This window comes from Chroococcus sp. FPU101 (assembly GCF_017312365.1).
GTDB lineage: Bacteria > Cyanobacteriota > Cyanobacteriia > Cyanobacteriales > Microcystaceae > Chroococcus.
Genome location: NZ_BLJI01000020.1, coordinates 40312 through 56388, shown reverse-complemented (window position 1 = coordinate 56388; position 16077 = coordinate 40312). Strand labels below are relative to the sequence as shown.

General features: G+C 36.1%; 18 protein-coding genes and 1 tRNA gene. 6 read left to right on the top strand and 13 right to left on the bottom strand.

The annotated features are described in order from the left end of the window. Nucleotides 1–59 precede the first annotated feature (59 nt). Together CFPU101_RS16490 and CFPU101_RS16485 are read right to left on the bottom strand one after the other, a co-directional pair. Nucleotides 60–818, bottom strand: a complete 759-nt coding sequence (locus CFPU101_RS16490) for a tetratricopeptide repeat protein (RefSeq protein WP_206816432.1) — start codon at nt 816–818, stop codon at nt 60–62. An 81-nt stretch (nt 819–899) separates the two neighbouring features. Beyond that, a complete protein-coding gene (locus CFPU101_RS16485) occupies nt 900–1139 on the bottom strand; it encodes a helix-turn-helix domain-containing protein (protein ID WP_206816431.1) in 240 nt (79 codons plus the stop codon). Nucleotides 1140–1314: 175 nt separating this feature from the next. Here CFPU101_RS16485 and grxC point away from each other — a divergent pair, with 175 nt between their 5' ends. The 3 genes from grxC to CFPU101_RS16470 all read left to right on the top strand — a co-directional run bounded on the left by grxC (nt 1315) and on the right by CFPU101_RS16470 (nt 2450). After that, on the top strand, nt 1315–1629 hold the full coding sequence (gene grxC / locus CFPU101_RS16480) for a glutaredoxin 3 (RefSeq protein ID WP_206816451.1): 315 nt from the start codon (nt 1315–1317) through the stop codon (nt 1627–1629). After that, nucleotides 1619–2116 carry a nucleoside deaminase gene (locus CFPU101_RS16475; RefSeq protein WP_374191965.1) on the top strand — a complete coding sequence of 166 codons (498 nt, stop codon included), beginning with the start codon at nt 1619–1621 and terminating at the stop codon, nt 2114–2116. Before grxC ends, CFPU101_RS16475 begins: the two co-directional genes overlap by 11 nt. Nucleotides 2117–2198: 82 nt before the next feature. Next, nucleotides 2199–2450, top strand: coding sequence for a hypothetical protein (locus CFPU101_RS16470; protein ID WP_206816429.1), 252 nt, complete (start codon nt 2199–2201; stop codon nt 2448–2450). Nucleotides 2451–2737: 287 nt separating this feature from the next. Here the strand turns inward: CFPU101_RS16470 and CFPU101_RS16465 are convergent, their stop codons facing one another. The 5 genes from CFPU101_RS16465 to CFPU101_RS16445 all read right to left on the bottom strand — a co-directional run bounded on the left by CFPU101_RS16465 (nt 2738) and on the right by CFPU101_RS16445 (nt 7824). Continuing rightward, nucleotides 2738–3655, bottom strand: coding sequence for an NAD(+) kinase (locus CFPU101_RS16465; protein ID WP_206816428.1), 918 nt, complete (start codon nt 3653–3655; stop codon nt 2738–2740). 27 nt (nt 3656–3682) lie between these two features. Continuing rightward, complete coding sequence (locus tag CFPU101_RS16460) at nt 3683–4666, bottom strand: SDR family oxidoreductase (RefSeq protein WP_206816427.1); 984 nt, start codon at nt 4664–4666, stop codon at nt 3683–3685. A gap of 74 nt (nt 4667–4740) precedes the next feature. Then, complete coding sequence (locus tag CFPU101_RS16455; RefSeq protein WP_206816426.1) at nt 4741–5634, bottom strand: LD-carboxypeptidase; 894 nt, start codon at nt 5632–5634, stop codon at nt 4741–4743. A 55-nt stretch (nt 5635–5689) separates the two neighbouring features. Further along, on the bottom strand, nt 5690–7429 hold the full coding sequence (locus CFPU101_RS16450) for an ABC transporter substrate-binding protein (RefSeq protein WP_206816425.1): 1740 nt from the start codon (nt 7427–7429) through the stop codon (nt 5690–5692). 11 nt (nt 7430–7440) lie between these two features. After that, a complete protein-coding gene (locus tag CFPU101_RS16445; RefSeq protein WP_206816424.1) occupies nt 7441–7824 on the bottom strand; it encodes a hypothetical protein in 384 nt (127 codons plus the stop codon). A 219-nt stretch (nt 7825–8043) separates the two neighbouring features. On the opposite strand from CFPU101_RS16445, the gene CFPU101_RS16440 reads away from it, so the two are divergent. Further along, entirely contained in the window at nt 8044–8679 is a 636-nt protein-coding gene (locus CFPU101_RS16440) for a M23 family metallopeptidase (RefSeq protein WP_206816423.1), read from the top strand. Nucleotides 8680–8681: 2 nt separating this feature from the next. On the opposite strand, the gene CFPU101_RS16435 is transcribed toward CFPU101_RS16440, so the two are convergent. Continuing rightward, nucleotides 8682–8762 (bottom strand) — tRNA-Leu (locus CFPU101_RS16435). 125 nt (nt 8763–8887) lie between these two features. Here CFPU101_RS16435 and lgt point away from each other — a divergent pair. Further along, a complete protein-coding gene (lgt, locus tag CFPU101_RS16430; RefSeq protein ID WP_206816422.1) occupies nt 8888–9733 on the top strand; it encodes a prolipoprotein diacylglyceryl transferase in 846 nt (281 codons plus the stop codon). Nucleotides 9734–9810: 77 nt separating this feature from the next. Here the strand turns inward: lgt and CFPU101_RS16425 are convergent, their stop codons facing one another. After that, on the bottom strand, nt 9811–10836 hold the full coding sequence (locus CFPU101_RS16425) for a hemerythrin domain-containing protein (protein ID WP_206816421.1): 1026 nt from the start codon (nt 10834–10836) through the stop codon (nt 9811–9813). A 127-nt stretch (nt 10837–10963) separates the two neighbouring features. Then, nucleotides 10964–11875 carry a lysylphosphatidylglycerol synthase domain-containing protein gene (locus tag CFPU101_RS16420; protein WP_206816420.1) on the bottom strand — a complete coding sequence of 304 codons (912 nt, stop codon included), beginning with the start codon at nt 11873–11875 and terminating at the stop codon, nt 10964–10966. A gap of 174 nt (nt 11876–12049) precedes the next feature. Between CFPU101_RS16420 and CFPU101_RS16415 the strand changes: the two genes are divergently transcribed. Beyond that, the gene (locus CFPU101_RS16415) at nt 12050–12850 is read left to right on the top strand and encodes a hypothetical protein (protein WP_206816419.1); all 801 of its coding nucleotides are present in this window, start codon (nt 12050–12052) and stop codon (nt 12848–12850) included. Here the strand turns inward: CFPU101_RS16415 and CFPU101_RS16410 are convergent. The 3 genes from CFPU101_RS16410 to CFPU101_RS16400 form a co-directional block, all read right to left on the bottom strand. Further along, on the bottom strand, nt 12847–13437 hold the full coding sequence (locus CFPU101_RS16410; protein ID WP_206816418.1) for an HAD-IIIA family hydrolase: 591 nt from the start codon (nt 13435–13437) through the stop codon (nt 12847–12849). The two genes, CFPU101_RS16415 and CFPU101_RS16410, sit on opposite strands and share 4 nt — an antisense overlap. Beyond that, a complete protein-coding gene (locus tag CFPU101_RS16405; protein WP_206816417.1) occupies nt 13430–14392 on the bottom strand; it encodes a glycosyltransferase family 9 protein in 963 nt (320 codons plus the stop codon). The genes CFPU101_RS16410 and CFPU101_RS16405 overlap by 8 nt, the downstream gene beginning before the upstream one ends. Nucleotides 14393–14467: 75 nt before the next feature. Beyond that, nucleotides 14468–16069, bottom strand: coding sequence for a glycosyltransferase family 39 protein (locus tag CFPU101_RS16400; RefSeq protein WP_206816416.1), 1602 nt, complete (start codon nt 16067–16069; stop codon nt 14468–14470). Nucleotides 16070–16077: the final 8 nt, after the last annotated feature.

Here is a 16077-nt window from a genome sequence, read left to right as displayed (position 1 = left end):
CCTTCCCAAGACGCTTCTAAAGAGTATTTAGTTACAGAGATGTAGTTAGTTTTATTGAATTAGCGATCAATTTTTTTAATTTTTTCTAATTCACCAATTAATGATATTAAATTTGATACCTCATGATAAGCGGCTACTAAGGTGGGATCTAGTTCTAAGGCTTTGTAGTATGCTTGAATCGATTGAGGAATTTGTTTAAGCTTTTCTAGTATTAGTCCGACATGATAATGATATTTTCCTGATTTTGGATTCAGATAAATCGCATTCATCGCACAATCTAAAGCTTTTCTATATTCAAAGCGTTGAAAATAAAGTAACCCTAATTCTTGCCAAACTTCGGCATTTTGATGATTCCACAATAAAATCTGTTGATATTTCGTTTCTGCTTCTTGATCGTTGCCCTTTTTTCTCAGTTGACTAGCTTGCTTAAAAAGTTTATTAATTGTTACTTGAGCCGCTTGTTCTAAATTTTCTATCAAATAATGCTCATCAAGCTCTTTAATTTGAATTTCTAATCGTTTAGCAATTTCAAGATTACCTACTTTAAGCTGTTTGATTAACTCTTTTTTTAAAACTTCAATTAAATCTAAGGTTTGATTTTTTTTTCTTTCCGAAATTTCTGGAAACAAAACTGACATCCAGATCGCTTGTGCTTCTAGTATATTCTCTTGCAGTAAATAAATTAAACCCAAATACCAAAAGTTGGTTAAATCATCTGGATTAGTATTAATACAAATTTCATAATCTTTAATTGCTTCATCATACTGACCTAAGTTTATAGATTTGTATGCTTGAGTCTGTCGTTTTAAATAGTTCATCCATGATCCTAGGTAAGCCAGAACAAAGTTAATCAACTTATATCCTAGCCCAAAGGATTGTTAAAAATCAAAAATTTCCATTTAATTTAATGAATGGGAAATTCGATAATATATCCAATGTTGTTTAGGTTGGTCAAGTCGAGCGTATACTAATTTTGTATTCACGAGTTGTTTAAGATAAAAATTAACCATAGAAACGGGACGATTTAATTGATCACTCAGTTCTTTTGTAGTGATTCCTTGAGGATAATCACTAATAATATCTAAAATTTTATCAGTCGTACTAAAGCCGCGAGTTGCACTAATAATTTTGATACTCAAGGTAATATAAAAAGAATTGTGAACAAATTTTATGACTTTTAACAAGACTAAGTTTGTTCCCAATTACGATTATTCTTTCAATTAACGATTTTTTGAAGTATTACTAAAAAATCTGTACTTTTAGGTAATTGGCTATAATACTTTTAGAGATTACTTTTTGAAGGACGGAGCCTGAATCATGGAACTTATTAACTCAATTTTAGGTCGGCATCCAGAAAATATTAAAGCTAATGTTGAAATTTATACTTGGGTAACTTGTCCTTATTGTATTCGGGCTAAATTACTGTTGTGGTGGAAAGGAGTGAACTACACAGAGTATAAAATTGATGGCGATGAGACAGCAAGAAATCGAATGGCACAAAGAGCCAATGGTAGACGTAGTGTTCCCCAAATTTTTATTAATGATCAACATATTGGTGGCTGTGATGATTTGCATCAACTCAATAGTGAAAATAGATTAGATACTTTATTAGCTCAAAGTGCTACCTAACTTGTCATTATATCGAACTCATCAACATTGGATGAAACTCGCTTTAGAATTAGCACAAGAAGCAGGAAAAGCGGGTGATGTTCCTGTAGGTGCAGTTATTATAGATGAGCATCAAAAATTAATTGCTCAAGCGTCTAACCGTAAAGAAAGAGACAAAGATCCGACGGCTCATGCAGAAATTTTAGCACTTCAACAAGCCAGTCAAGTCTTAAAAACTTGGCATCTTAACGATTGTACACTTTATGTAACCCTTGAACCCTGTCCGATGTGTGCTGGAGCGATTATTCAATCACGGCTAGGTTTATTAATATATGGTGTAGATGATCCAAAATCAGGTGTAATTAGAACGGTTGCTAATTTTCCTGATAGTGCGTTTTCTAATCATCGTTTATCCGTTATTACTGGTGTCATGGAGTCTGCTTGTAGAAGTCAGTTACAAGAATGGTTTGTGCAAAAACGACATCAGTCAAACTTACCATCGGGTTAAAACTAATTCAAATTCTGTTATATTATTCGACTAAACCATCATTAAGGAAAAAACGCCATGAATAATATAATTAGTAGACTCTTTGGTTCAAATTATCGAATCTCTAAGCCCAGAAGAACAAACAATTTTAGAGGAAAAACTGCAAGCTAAAAAAAATAAAAAGCATTTTAGATATAAAGAATGGGCTAGTTTACTTGTTCAACTCAAAAAAGATAAGACATGGTTAAATGAAGTTAACTCTCAATCATTACAACAAACTTTAAAAGACCTAGAATCCGCCTTTACTAAATTCTTTAAGAAGTTAGGCAAGTTCCCTAGATTCAAGACACGATAGAGATATTAACGCTTGTCACAATTTACTAGCATTCTCTAAACTAAAAATACTGTCGGAAGGACAGGAATCTACGCCTAAGAATACTGTTGAAATGCAGTGTATCAAGTTGGTTACAACTTGAGTTTAGGAAGCCCGTGTCTTTCAGACATGGGTACTTCACGATGCTCATTTTCTCGCTTTAGCCGATCGCTTAAACATCGAATTTTGGACAAGTGACCAACGATTATTTAATGCTGTTCATCCGTCTTTGAATTAAGTGAATTACATAGCATAAAAATTACTTTTCGTCAAGGTAATTCGACAGAAGTCGGTTTAGCAATATGAGGTAGACCCCAACCTAATTTTTCTCGTAAGACTCGAAAGAATTCAGTAGATTGTAGACGAATAAAATGAGCCGAATAGGGCGATTTTGCCGCATAAACGCGATCGTCTGGTAGAACATAACAGCCACCATTGCCATCAACCACCATAATCATACGATTGGGTGTAGCAGGATAAATATTAACTGTTTCAGTATCCGAAAATACTAAAGCTCTAGAAGCTAAAGAATGAGGGCAAATGGGAGCCAGTTGTAAAACGGGGACATTTGGGGTAACAACAGGGCCACCCGAACTGAGAGAATAGGCTGTAGATCCTGTCGGTGTAGAAACAATTATCCCATCGGCTGCAATATCAACGGGAGCATGATGACCAATTTGAATTTCAAAATGACACATACTCGTTAATGGTTCACGATGGATCACCATTTCATTTAAAGAAAGAGCTTCCCAAAGCAGGGTTTGTTCTCGGTATAATCGAACGGTTAACATCGAGCGTTTTTCGATCGTATAATCTCCATTCATCACTTGTTCGAGTGCGGGAGACAACTGGTTTAAATACAGTTCCGTCAAAAAACCCATATGTCCCGTATTAACGGCTAGTATGGGAATACCACAGGGAGCTAATTGACGGGCGGCGGAAAGAACAGTACCATCACCCCCTAAAACGATCGCAAATAATAAATCAGCATCGAATTCGGGTGGAATTAATTGTTCTATCGGAGTATAACAAACAGGATGTGAGGGTTGAGAATAACCCAATAACCCACCACATCCCGTTGTCGTCACCACTGAATAGCCACAAGCATTTAACTTTTCTTGTAACTCAAGAGCGATTTGACAAGCGATCGGTTTGATATCGTTATAGACAATGCCTACTTTTGGCACAATTGACTATCCTACTGCACTGAGCATTCAAACGTTTTTGGATTTAAAAGGAGAGCGTTTCTTTTTCTTAGCTTCTTTTTGTTGTTTCTCGTAGTCTAGCTCTTTAAGCTTTTTCATAATACGAGTATAGTAATCCTGTAGATAGGATTCTAAAGTAGTTGTCTGCTTTGGATCAAGGCCAAGCAGTTGATAAACTTCCTCCATTGGTGCATCTAAAGGCTGTCCCGTTGCGAGAACTTCGGTAAAAGCTAGACGGTCAGAAATATTATACGTCCATTGGAACAATCGAGTAATTTTACGCATAAAACGCAATAATGCTAACGGAACTCGCGATATTTTTGCTTCCCTATCTGATAATTTTTCACATAACGCAATAATTTCTTCTGGTTTCCAAGCTTTTGGCCCAACGACGGGTAAAGTTTGTTTTTGGGTTTCAGGAACTTCTAAAACTCGTAGTGTCAGTTTAGCAATATCCTGAGTATCCATGTAGGCAATGGGAGTACTTTCGCCAGAGATCCAAACAGGTTGATTATCTAAAATGGGGACAGCATATTGATTAATTAAACCTTGCATAAAACCACAAGGACGTAAAATAGTATAGTTTAATCCTGATTCGGCTAGATACTGCTCTGTACAGCGTTTAATATCCATTAAGGGGACGTTTGGATATTTTTCCGCATTTAGGAGCGAAACGAAAATATAACGGTCAATTCCTGCATCTTTTACCGCTTTAATCAGATTAACTTTACCTTCCCAATCAACTTGTTTAATACTAAGATCAGTTGGTCTAGCCGTTGCTGCATCGATCACAACTTCGATATCTTCTAATACAGGGGGTAAAGTGTCACTTTGGCAAATATCGCCTCCAACTAATTCAGCACCCCATTCTTTTAAAAAAGAGGCTTTACGTTGACTTCTGACTAAACAGCGTACTTGATGACCTTGATCGAGTGCAAAACGGGCAATTTGCCGTCCTAGAGTGCCAGTTGCACCAATGATTAATAATTTCATCTATAGTGATTTTTTTGTAACATTTTTTTACGTTTCTCTAAGATACTATCAGAAAGTGTAGGTCGCTGTTTACCCTATGTTAAAATTTTTAAGGTTCCTTGATCACTGTCTAACTCTACGATTGCGCCAATGGGTAAGGCTGCATTCACCCCATCGTGACCAAAGGGTAAATCTGAGACAAGGGGAATATTTAAGTTTTGTAGGCGATCGCTTAATACTTCTTCAACTGTCGGTGTATCACTATCTATAGGTGCTTCACAACGGCTAAAACGTCCTAGAGCAATTCCTTTAATTTTGTCAAATACTCCCATTAATCGCCACTGCGTCAACATCCGATCAATTCGATAGGGTGCTTCTGTGACATCTTCTAAGGCTAAAATAGCCCCATCTAAATTAGGTTGTATAGGAGTATTTAAGATATGGGTGGCGACCGTTAAATTAGCACTTATTAGCCAACCCGTAGCTTTTCTACCTCCCCATCCTCTACCCTGTATCGGCTCTATAGGTGATCCTTCTAAATAGTTAAACAGCCTTTGAATTGACCAAGAAGGTTCATTCGCTAAAGTGGTTAATACAGGGCCATGAACACTACTAATATTTTCGGTTGCTAAACTCCAAAGAATTCCCGTTACATCAGAAAAACCAATGATCCATTTAGGCGACTGTTTTGACCATTTCCAGTTTTCCAACAATCTAGCACTGCCATAACCCCCTCTAGCACACAAAATCGCTTTACATTCGGGATTTTCCCATGCTTCTTGTAATGCTTGACGACGTTGCTCATCGGTTCCTGCTAGATATCCAGAACGAGCGTTCCAATTACTCCCTAGTTTAACCTGATAGCCATGCGATCGCCAAACTTCTAACCCTTTTTCAAATGCGTCTAATTCTTTTAAGGCACCACTTGTAGCGATAACAGTCACTAAATCTCCCTTTTTCAGAAAAGGAGGAAAAATAAATTGATTCATCTATTTAAAAATTCTTGAGGCGTTTTTAATCATGGCATTAATCACCTCACTATTGCTAAGATTTTCCGCAGGTATTTTTTAACTCTTCTAAATTCCAGAAAGCACCACCTAAAGCTGAAAATTGAAGACCATCAAAACAATTACGAACAGCCGCTAGGGAATAGGGATTAACTAGATAAATAAAGGGTAAATATTCACTTAAAACTTGTTGAGCTTTATTATAGATAACTTTACGCTTTTCAATATCAAGTTCTCTAACTCCTTCTATATATAAATTTTCGATTTCTTTTTCCCAATCATAAACAATTCTGCCATCTACAGGAGGAATCCCAGGCTGGGGCAATTGATTAAAAGTATGTAAATTACCATCAACATACATAATATTTGGTGCGTGAGGTTCATTATCTCCAGTAAACCCTAAAAGATGAGATTCCCAGTCTAGACTATTAGTCAATTTATCAACTAATACGTTAAAAGCGATTGGGGCAAAATCAACTTTAATGCCAATTTTGCTTAAATCTTCTTGAATTTGCGCTCCCATTGCTTCACGAGTTTTATTGCCTGCATTGGTAATTAAATTAAAACGGACAAGATGATTATCTGAGTCAACTAATTGATTATTGGAATTGTACTTAAATCCTGCTTCTAATAATAATTCTTTTGCTTTTTGAGGATTATATTCGTAACCTTTTAAAGTTCGATCATAAAACGGTGATTGGATCGACATAAAGGAATTTTGTTCTTCTCCTAATCCTCGATAGATGTTATTAATCATTCTTGGACGATCAATAGCATAGGCAATTGCTTGTCTAAATTTAACATTATTAAACCACTTAGCTTTAATCGGATCAATTAGTGGTTTACCTTTGCGACTCCCTTGATTTAGATTAAAAGATAAGTAATTGACTCCATAAGCTGGCCCACCATTAAAAATCGTAAAATTTCCTCTTTCATCTTCTTTTTTAAGTAAAGAATAATATTCAGGTGAAATCCCAATTGAGTCTAAACTTCCCGAACGAAATTGTAATAGAGAGGTTTCTTGTGATTCAACAATTGCCCAAATAATTTGTTGAATGTGGGGTAGTTGATTTCCTTGAGCATCTTTTTTCCAATAATTAGGATTTTGTTCAAAGATAATTCGTTGACTGGTACTATAATTTTTGAGTTTATAAGCCCCATTAACAATAATTTTTTCAGGTGGGGTATCTACTCCCCAAGCTGAGAGAAATTGTAATCGTCCATCTGCGCCTTTTTTGTTGATAGTAGGTTCTAAAATATGTTTAGGTAAAATGGGAACACCAAGATTATCTAAAAATGGTGCAAAGGGTTCAGTAATTCTAAATTCGATGCGACGATCATCAACTTTTGTAATTTTTGGAAATGTTTGACTTTTGCCAATTTTAAAGCTATCTCGATAGTTATTAGGAATATTAGGGTTTAAATAAAGTTGATTATAACTAAACAGAACATCATCAATCGTTAAGGGTTGACCGTCCGACCATTTAAGATCTTTTTTTAAGGTAACAATAATACTGAGCTTATCATCAGAAATTGTCCACGATTCGGCTAAAACGGGTTCTTTATCTCCTGTGATCGGATTTTCGGTGATTAATCCTTCGTAGACTAAACCAAAAATATTCGGTGATTCTTGTGAAAGGACTGCATTAAATGTTTTAGGATCGCTTAAAATAGCCTGTACTAATTGATTACGGGGAGAAGACGGCGCACAGGCAGTTAAAAAGATTAGAAGAAAACTTAAAAGTAAAGATAATATTTTTTTGCTTAATCTATTCATTTCTAGTTTAATTATTTGTTTTGTCCGTCTAATCTGCCTAATTCGTACACACCACAAGCTACACAGGCAAAGATTCCAATACTGATTGACCAACTACGCCCTAATCCTAATTCTACTCCCCAATTGCACAAACTACCGATCGCTAAAAATGGCACAATGCTACAAACCGAAGCATAGAAAGCGTTCTGAGATTCTCTAACGGGACGACTTTTTTCAAATTCAGATTTAGAGATATACAAGCTTTGATCGGCAAAATTTAGCCATTGATCGAGTTTTTCGATGATCCAATCTCTAGGAGCCGCAAAACCTAAGTACAACGCAAGCGACCAAAGACAGCTACCTGCAATCATCGCTGTATCGATCATTATGCCAAAAGGGAGAAGCTCATTTAACATTATAGGTTGGGGATAAAAATAAAATTAATTTAACAAATATTTAATAAATTTTAACAAAGTTATGGAGCTTCATATTTACTTTTTTAGGTCTTGAGATGGGAATCCTATAAACAGTTACATAAAATCACTATGTAATTTAGAGCCAAAATCTTCCATCATGCCTTATGCTTATTGGCAATGATACTAGCGAAATAAATGTAGATGTTTCAACAATAGACTATGCTGTATTTGAATCTCCTTAGACGAAACCTTAATCCGTTTCGTTCCCAGTTTCCCCGCTTATTGATGCTGTCGCTAACTGTTCTGTGTTTAGGTAGTTTTTTAGCAGAGGTTCACCAGAAACCTTTATTAGCAAAAAACCAGAGTAAACAAAATGCTTGGGCGTATGCAGCCTTTCCAGTCGAAAATTTTCAAGCTTATACCTCCGGTTTTGGCTATCGCAATTCACCTGTTGATGGTAGCTGGAGTTTTCACGCGGGTTTGGATATTGCCGCACCATTAGGTAGTTATGTCCGCAATTGGTGGACAGGGCGTGTTGTCGAATTATCTGATCATACGGCGTGTGGAACGATGATTAAGATTCAGTCTGATCAATGGACTCATGTTTATTGTCATCTAATGGGCAGCGTAGAAACTAGCCCCCAAGGACGCTATTTAATTGACCGAGAAGGCGGTATTGTGATTTGGCAAGGTCAAGAAATTACCGCTAATACTAGAATTGCTCGTGTTGGGATGACTGGACGCACTACAGGGCCCCACTTACACTGGGGTCTAAAATATGGTGGGCAATATATTGATCCTGCTCCAGTGATTACCGAAATGATTCGGCAACAACAGGCTTACTATCGAAGATAAGATGCGGATGGGGAGACTCGAACTCCCACATCAGAGATACTAGAACCTAAATCTAGCGCGTCTACCAATTCCGCCACATCCGCGCACAATTGACACGTTTCTCAACCTAACATATAAATAGAGATTGTGTCAAGGAGAATGGATCAGACACGAGACAAGATACGATGATAGAGATGAAACTAACTCCTCTAACGTCTTGGGTTAATCCATGTTATTCGCTTATTTTTTCCAATCTCCTGGCCCGATTATTTTCGAGATTGGGCCGTTTGTCATTCGATGGTATGGTCTATTAATTGCCGCTGCTGTTTTACTCGGCGCAACACTATCACAATATTTAGCAAAACGTAGAAAAGTTAACCCTGATTTATTGGCAGATCTAGCAATATGGTTAGTCATTGGTGCGATTCCTTGTGCTAGATTGTATTATGTTTTATTCGAGTGGCAAGAATACGCTCAACGACCAAGAGATATCATTGCTATTTGGAAAGGGGGTATCGCCATTCATGGGGCTATCATTGGTGGCATCATTGCTACACTGATTTTTGCTCGAATTAAAAAAATTTCGGTATGGCAATTATTAGATCTAGTGGTTCCTTCTCTAGCATTAGGACAAGCGATCGGACGATGGGGCAATTTCTTTAACTCCGAAGCATTTGGCAAACCAACTAACTTACCTTGGAAACTATTTATACCACCCAGTAACCGTCCAAGCGAGTATTTAAGTTCAAACTATTTTCATCCGACTTTTTTATACGAATCGTTATGGAATTTAATGGTTCTAGGTCTATTACTTTATTTATTTTTCTGGGGATTAAAACGGCCAGAACAGCTTAAAATTGGTACACTAACACTGGTCTATTTTATTGCCTATAGCTTGGGTCGTTTTTGGATTGAGGGATTACGCACAGATAGTTTAATGTTAGGGCCTCTCAAAATTGCTCAAGTGGTGAGTCTGGTTGCTTTAAGTATTAGTATTTTTGGCTTGATTTGGTTGTATCGCTTCAAAAAACCTTTACCCGATGTCGTTTCATCTCGATCAGTTGTCGAGAATTGATCATAGGGGTTTGATGACCAAACCCCCAATTTATTTTCTAGGGGTTTAGAAAACGAAACCCCTTAGAGAATTAGCAATTACTTAGCCATTTCTTGTTGCAGTTTTTGTTTAGCTGCTTTGAACTCAGTAGCTAATTGTTTTTGTTGATCCTCGCTACAGTTATTACGAATTGCACCGAACATCGTGCTTTCTTCTTGACGAACGTGATCCATAACTACATCTTGTAACTGCTTAATTTCATTTTTAAATTCATTAGAACCAGGTTCCATGGATTTAAGTTTGTTAAGCTTTTGTTTCATCTCAGCTTGTTCGTCATAGAGTTCTTGAGTATCATCGCCATAGAAAGGACGAACGGTAGGATAAACAGTTTGTTCTTCTGCTTCAGCATGAACCGACAAATCTTTATAAAGCTGACCAAAATACTCTTGAATTTTATGGGAATCGTCTGACTGCATGATTTCCATGAAGAGGACATTCACTTTCTGGTGATCCATACGAATAACATTTTGGATCGTCATTTCGTCTTCATTCATTCCAGTCATGCTACCAACCGCACCAGTAGCTGCCATCATTGCGTCTTGAACACGTGACCAAATGCCTTGTTTAGCTTCTTGTCCAGTGAGTTGACGTACACCGATAACTTCAATAACCCCTTTGAGTTGTTCTTGATGAGCGCGGTTTTCAAAGTTAACAGTATTTAATGGAAGAATTGCTGCTTCAATATCAGCCCCAACAACCTGAGCCGCTTTGTGAATTAAAATACCACTCATGGCTTGTTTATGCTTCAATAACTCATGTTGTGATACTTTATCGAGCAAAGTTAGCTCTTGGCCTTCCATCAGATGTTCCACTTCTTGAATCATTTTTTGAACCGTTTCAGATGCTTCTGATTGTTCGCCGTAGCTAACGGTTACATCATTGAGGACTTTCAAATTATTTTGATCGTCTCTAAGCATATCTTGAAAACGCTCGCGGATTTCGGAATCTTCTACAGCAGATAGCAATTTTTCATCATTTTTGATTAAAAGCTCCTGAAGTGCCTTCATATCGGCTAACTTAGCAGCAATCGCCATACGCTTAGTGTCATCTAATGTTGAAACCATAATAGTTGGTTCTCCTCTTATTTAAAGCAATCTAGTAGAATTCATTACTTATTCAATCTGCCAAAATTGTTATGTATAAGCCATCTGACTTTAGTTGGATCTAAATCTATTAATTTAGTCAGATCTGCTATTTAATTTCTGGACGACCCATCAATAGTCCAATTCCTGCACCGATTATTTCTGCTAGAATACTAATGACACGAAATAAAGCAATCGTTGTCAATAGAATGCCTGATGAATAATTTTGCTGCTCCAAAAGAGCAATCGCGGTTGCTTCAAAAACCCCTATTCCTCCTGGCGCACCTGGTACGACTAAACCCATCAACCACGCAAAACTGAAGCTACTCAATAAGGGTAAAATTTGTTCTAAATTAATTTTTACTAAAGCAAACCAAGTTAATAAAAAACCGCAGCCTCGCAGTAAAACAAATCCTAGTTCTCCCAATAAAGGCAACAATGGATATTCTTTAAGATGAAGAGGAGGGAGGTTAACCTGTTTGGTTTTAGACTTACTGAGTTTTTGTATAACTGGATTTAAGATACGCGGGTGAGTTAAACTTAAAATAGCAATTAAAATAACAATTTGTAGCCCTAAATGATTAACGGTAATTAAACCCAAACTACTACTAAAAATGGCTAAAAATAAGGCGGCGGTTGCCATCAATAAAGGTTCTAGTAAAACACTTAAAGAAGCGGCTTCTATCGTACTACCCGCTTGATGAACGGCGACAATCCTGCCATAGAAATGACCAACATTTCCAGGTAAATACTTAGCCAAATTTGTAATTAAATAAATTCTTAAAGCCCATTTTAAAGAGACAGATTGTTTAAAGAGTCTAAGAATCCAAGTCCAAACCCAACCTGACCAAAGATGAGCCAACAAGGTAAGAAAAAGAGCAATTAAAAGTATGAATAAGCTATTTGTTGTAAATTTAACGGTTGCTACTGTTTGCCAATTCTTTTTAAAAGCATAAATAACAAAAAATAACGTACCTCCCAAAATAAACCAACGTAAATAGGGTTTGAGTTTAACTAACATTTTTATCTAAATCTTTTTAATTGCTTTTTGGGCTAATTTGTGTCTATCATACGTCATCAACCTAAGTAGCTTCAGCCTTTCATCTAAAAAAATGATATCATAACATATATTACTAACTCGACTCTTGGCTTCAGGTCTACTGTTTTTAAAATCAACCAATAAAAGTATTTGCTTATGAAATGGTTTGCTCTTTTATTGATTCTTCCTTTGCTTTATCTAGTGACTCAATACTGGACAATAGTTTTAGGAATGTTAATTACTTCCTTATCTATACTATTGCTTGGTAAGGCTATTTATCGCTTTGGTTTTATTGGGCGAAAGCTAACAGCAATTAGACAGGGAAAAGTGTTACAGCTTCTAGCGCAAAATCAATACAGCATTCCTCTTGAAGTGATTGAACAACAGCAAGAAGTCAAGAAAACTTTATTTAAAATACCGATTAACTATAAAAAATCGAGTTGGTTGATTAAATCTGTTAAACCACAACTGACTAAAGAAGGGATTAGTTTTAAGATTTTTGCTAATGAATTAAATCAAGTGAAAATTGTTCAAAAACAATCCAAAAATTCGACATTTGAATTAATGAACAAAATTGCTATACCTACTCAAGAGGTAATTAGCAAAATTGAGCCGCAAATTACAGAATTTAATGAACAAATTAGTAAACTAGAAGAATTAAGAAGTTTGGCAGCCTCCTCGGAAGTCTATCATCAGCAAGCGGAAGTCTATGGAAAAGCGATCGCCCAAATTACCGATTTAGTCAATAACGCCGAAGAACTCAAAAAAGAGTGTCTCAAATTTGTACGAGAAAATCTAATTGGCGCAGAGTTAGCCAAATATAATCCAGATCATCTACCCGAAATCACTCAAAAAATTGAATTTGAAGCAAAATATCAGGCGATTAAGGAAAAATATGATCTTTTAAGAGAAGAAGTCAAAGCCTACTTTGAACTTAGAAAAGCCAGTCAAATCTAATCATTCTCAATAGAATCACAGATCCAACTTACAGCATCGGCTAAGTCAGTTGCAATATAGTCTGGACGTGTTTGATGTTGATAATCTCCCCTAATTACTTTTTTTCCGTATCCAGTTCTAACTAAAATTCCTTTTAGTCCTGCATTATGGGCAAGATCAATATCTGTCGCTTTATCTCCCACCATAAAACTATGCTTGAGATCAAGATCATATTCCCATGCAGCTGCTATTAGCATACCTGTATTCGGTTTACGCCAAGTACTCCAACGGGTAAAATCTACGCTGACTCCCCCTGCTGCTGGACTGAGATAGGGACAATAATAAACAGCATCCAGTTTCGACCCTGCTTCGCGTTGTAGAAGTTCGGCAAGACGCTGATGTAAAGCTTCTACGTGAGAAACAGGATAATAGTTTCTGGCCGGCCCAGATTGATTAGAGACAAGACAACAAAAAATCCCTAAATCATTTAACTTTCGGACTGCTTGGGCAACACCTGGAATGAGGTTTAAATCATCGACTCGACGGATATAACCTGCTTCGACGTTAAGAACCCCATCCCGATCTAAAAAAACTGCTGATTTAGCCACGCCAAATTTGTTCGAGAACGGTTTCAGGTTTGATATCGGCAATTTTACCAGTAGGTGATTGTATTCCGATATAGCGATCTTGAGAAGGTGGTAAAAGTTTGGCGACTTCAGTGGGGCCAAAAAGGGCTATGGTATAGGTTCCAACCGCTACAGATAAGTGCATCGGCGCACTATCGGTACATAACATTAAATTAGCCCCCGCAATCATCGCTGCTAGTTTACCAATATCTGGCGGTTGAGTGATTTTGAGGTTTGGGCGATCATTTTTCATTTGTGTCACCCATTCGGCATCATCGGGCCCTTTTAGTAACACAATAGGGATCTCGGGCTGTTTTTGCTGCAAATCATCGATAATTTTTTGCCAACCAGACACAGGATAAATTTTATCAATTCCTTTGATCAGGGCTAATTTACTCGAACCACCATGAATCAGGATGTAACCACTCTCTTTGATATCTAAACGTTTTTGTTCAGCTTCAGCCCATTGAATATCTTCTTTGAGAAGGGTTATTTTAGGCAAAGGGGAGGTGTTATTAATGCCAAGACCTTGTAGGAGATCATGATACATATCGGCGGCGTACTGTTCTTGTTTAAGAGGAACAGAATTTGAGATAAACCAAGAATTTTTAGTTTTGTAACCGATTCGGGTTGGGATACCATTAAGCCAGAGGAGTAAACCCACTGTCCAACGCTGTCCCAAGGTTAAAGCAATATCATATTCACGATCGCGGATAATTCCCAGTAGGTTTAGATAATCTGCTAAACCGTTACGATCTTTATAATCGAACAAAAGTACTTCTTTAACATGAGGACAAACCCGATATGCAGATTTAGCGCGGGGTTCTACAAGTACATCTATTGTTGCGTTCTTGTAGTTCTGCTTAAGGTCTTCAAGGGTTGGGAAAAATAGGATCTGATCGCCTATTCCTCCTGGTACAAGGGCTAGTATTCTCATCTTATCTGGGTAGACCTGAGTAGATCAGCTTAATTTTAGCAGTCTCGGTTAAAAGAAAGGTAAGACTTTAATGATTTATTGGTTATTGGGTTTTTCGGTGAGTCGGTACAAATTTCCTGACACAAATAGGTAATCTAGGCGATAATTTAGCTTTTCTAAACTTGATCTAAGTTTTTGGGAGGGTTGAAAAACTAGAAAATTTGATGTACTCATTTTTAAAATATTGGCTAACTTTTCTTGATTAGGTGGAGCACTGGTTAATAAAAATTGGGTATCTTTATTGACAAGATAACTTAAAGAAATAATTTCACCTAAATTAGTTGAAGTATCGCCTGTATCACTAATGACTAAAGGCGAAGTAATTTGATTAATTTGTTTAGCGGTTTCGGCATTATAATAACTGGGAACTTTTGCCCAAGATGTATCAGCAAAGGTAATTAAAGTACAAAATAGAATACCATTTGTTATAACAAATAATATAATCAGCTTTCCTAGTTTGAAGTTGTTTATGATTTGCTGCGAAAGATAATAGGCTACTGCAATTTGGATCGGAGGATAACAAGGAATTAAATAGCGAGTGACAACCGTACGATGACTATTAGAAAATAGATCGGGTATCACCAATATTCCGAAAGGTATTATAGTTAAAGCTAAAAGAAAAACAAATATAAAACGATTAACTTGACGATGGAGTTTATAAAAAGATATAAAAATTATAATAATAAAGATTAAACGATAAAGAAAAGTTAGGGGGTTATCCATCCCAACAAAGAAATCAGTAAATAACGAGGAAAAGTTTAATAACCATAATTTAACTAAAAAAATTGGGCTTTGTTCAAAATACACCCAATTTGTTAGCCTTAAGACATTTTCAAAATTTGTAATAATAATATAAATCCAAGGTATATATAAAATAATAGTCATCAAAATAGATAGACTAAACTGAATAAAATAAGATTTATTTTTTTTTAAACTAAACCAATGATAGATAACAATCAAGAAATGACTCAAAAGAGTTAAACCAAAAAAAGGCTGCGTATAAAGTCCTAAAGTACAAGCTAAAGTATAAAAAATCCAGTTTATTATAGTTGGTTTAGTTAATGATTTCCAAAGCATCCAACTACTAAGGATTGTTGCTAATGTCAATAAACTATATTGTCGATCAGTCTGAGCAAAAATGACATCAAAAGGAGACAGGCTCAAAAGAATTGCCGAAAAACTAGCAACTAATTTAGAGTTAAATAAATCAAAAGTAAATAAATAAATTAATAGAATAGAAAGAAGACTAAAAAAAATTGCTAAAATTCGATGAGATGTTAGTGTATTCCCAAAGATCATTAAAGTATAACGAGCTAAGATAAAATAGAAAGGAGGATGCTGCGGATCTTCTTCAATTAAAGATTGTATTGTATCTAAAACTGTACTTTCGGGTTTAATATCTTGAAAATTTTGTAATTCATTAATAGAAACAATGCGATCATTAAAAGCAGTGTCATAAATGTTTTGAGCTAAATGACCACCTGCTCTAATTGAGGTATAAACTTCATCATGCCAATAAATTTTACTCTCTATATTGGTCAGACGAAAAAAAATACCTAAAACAATTACAATAGCGAATAATATTTTAAACCACTTTAACTGCTTTTGCGTAACATAGGAATTTTGTAATATTTCCATAAATTCAG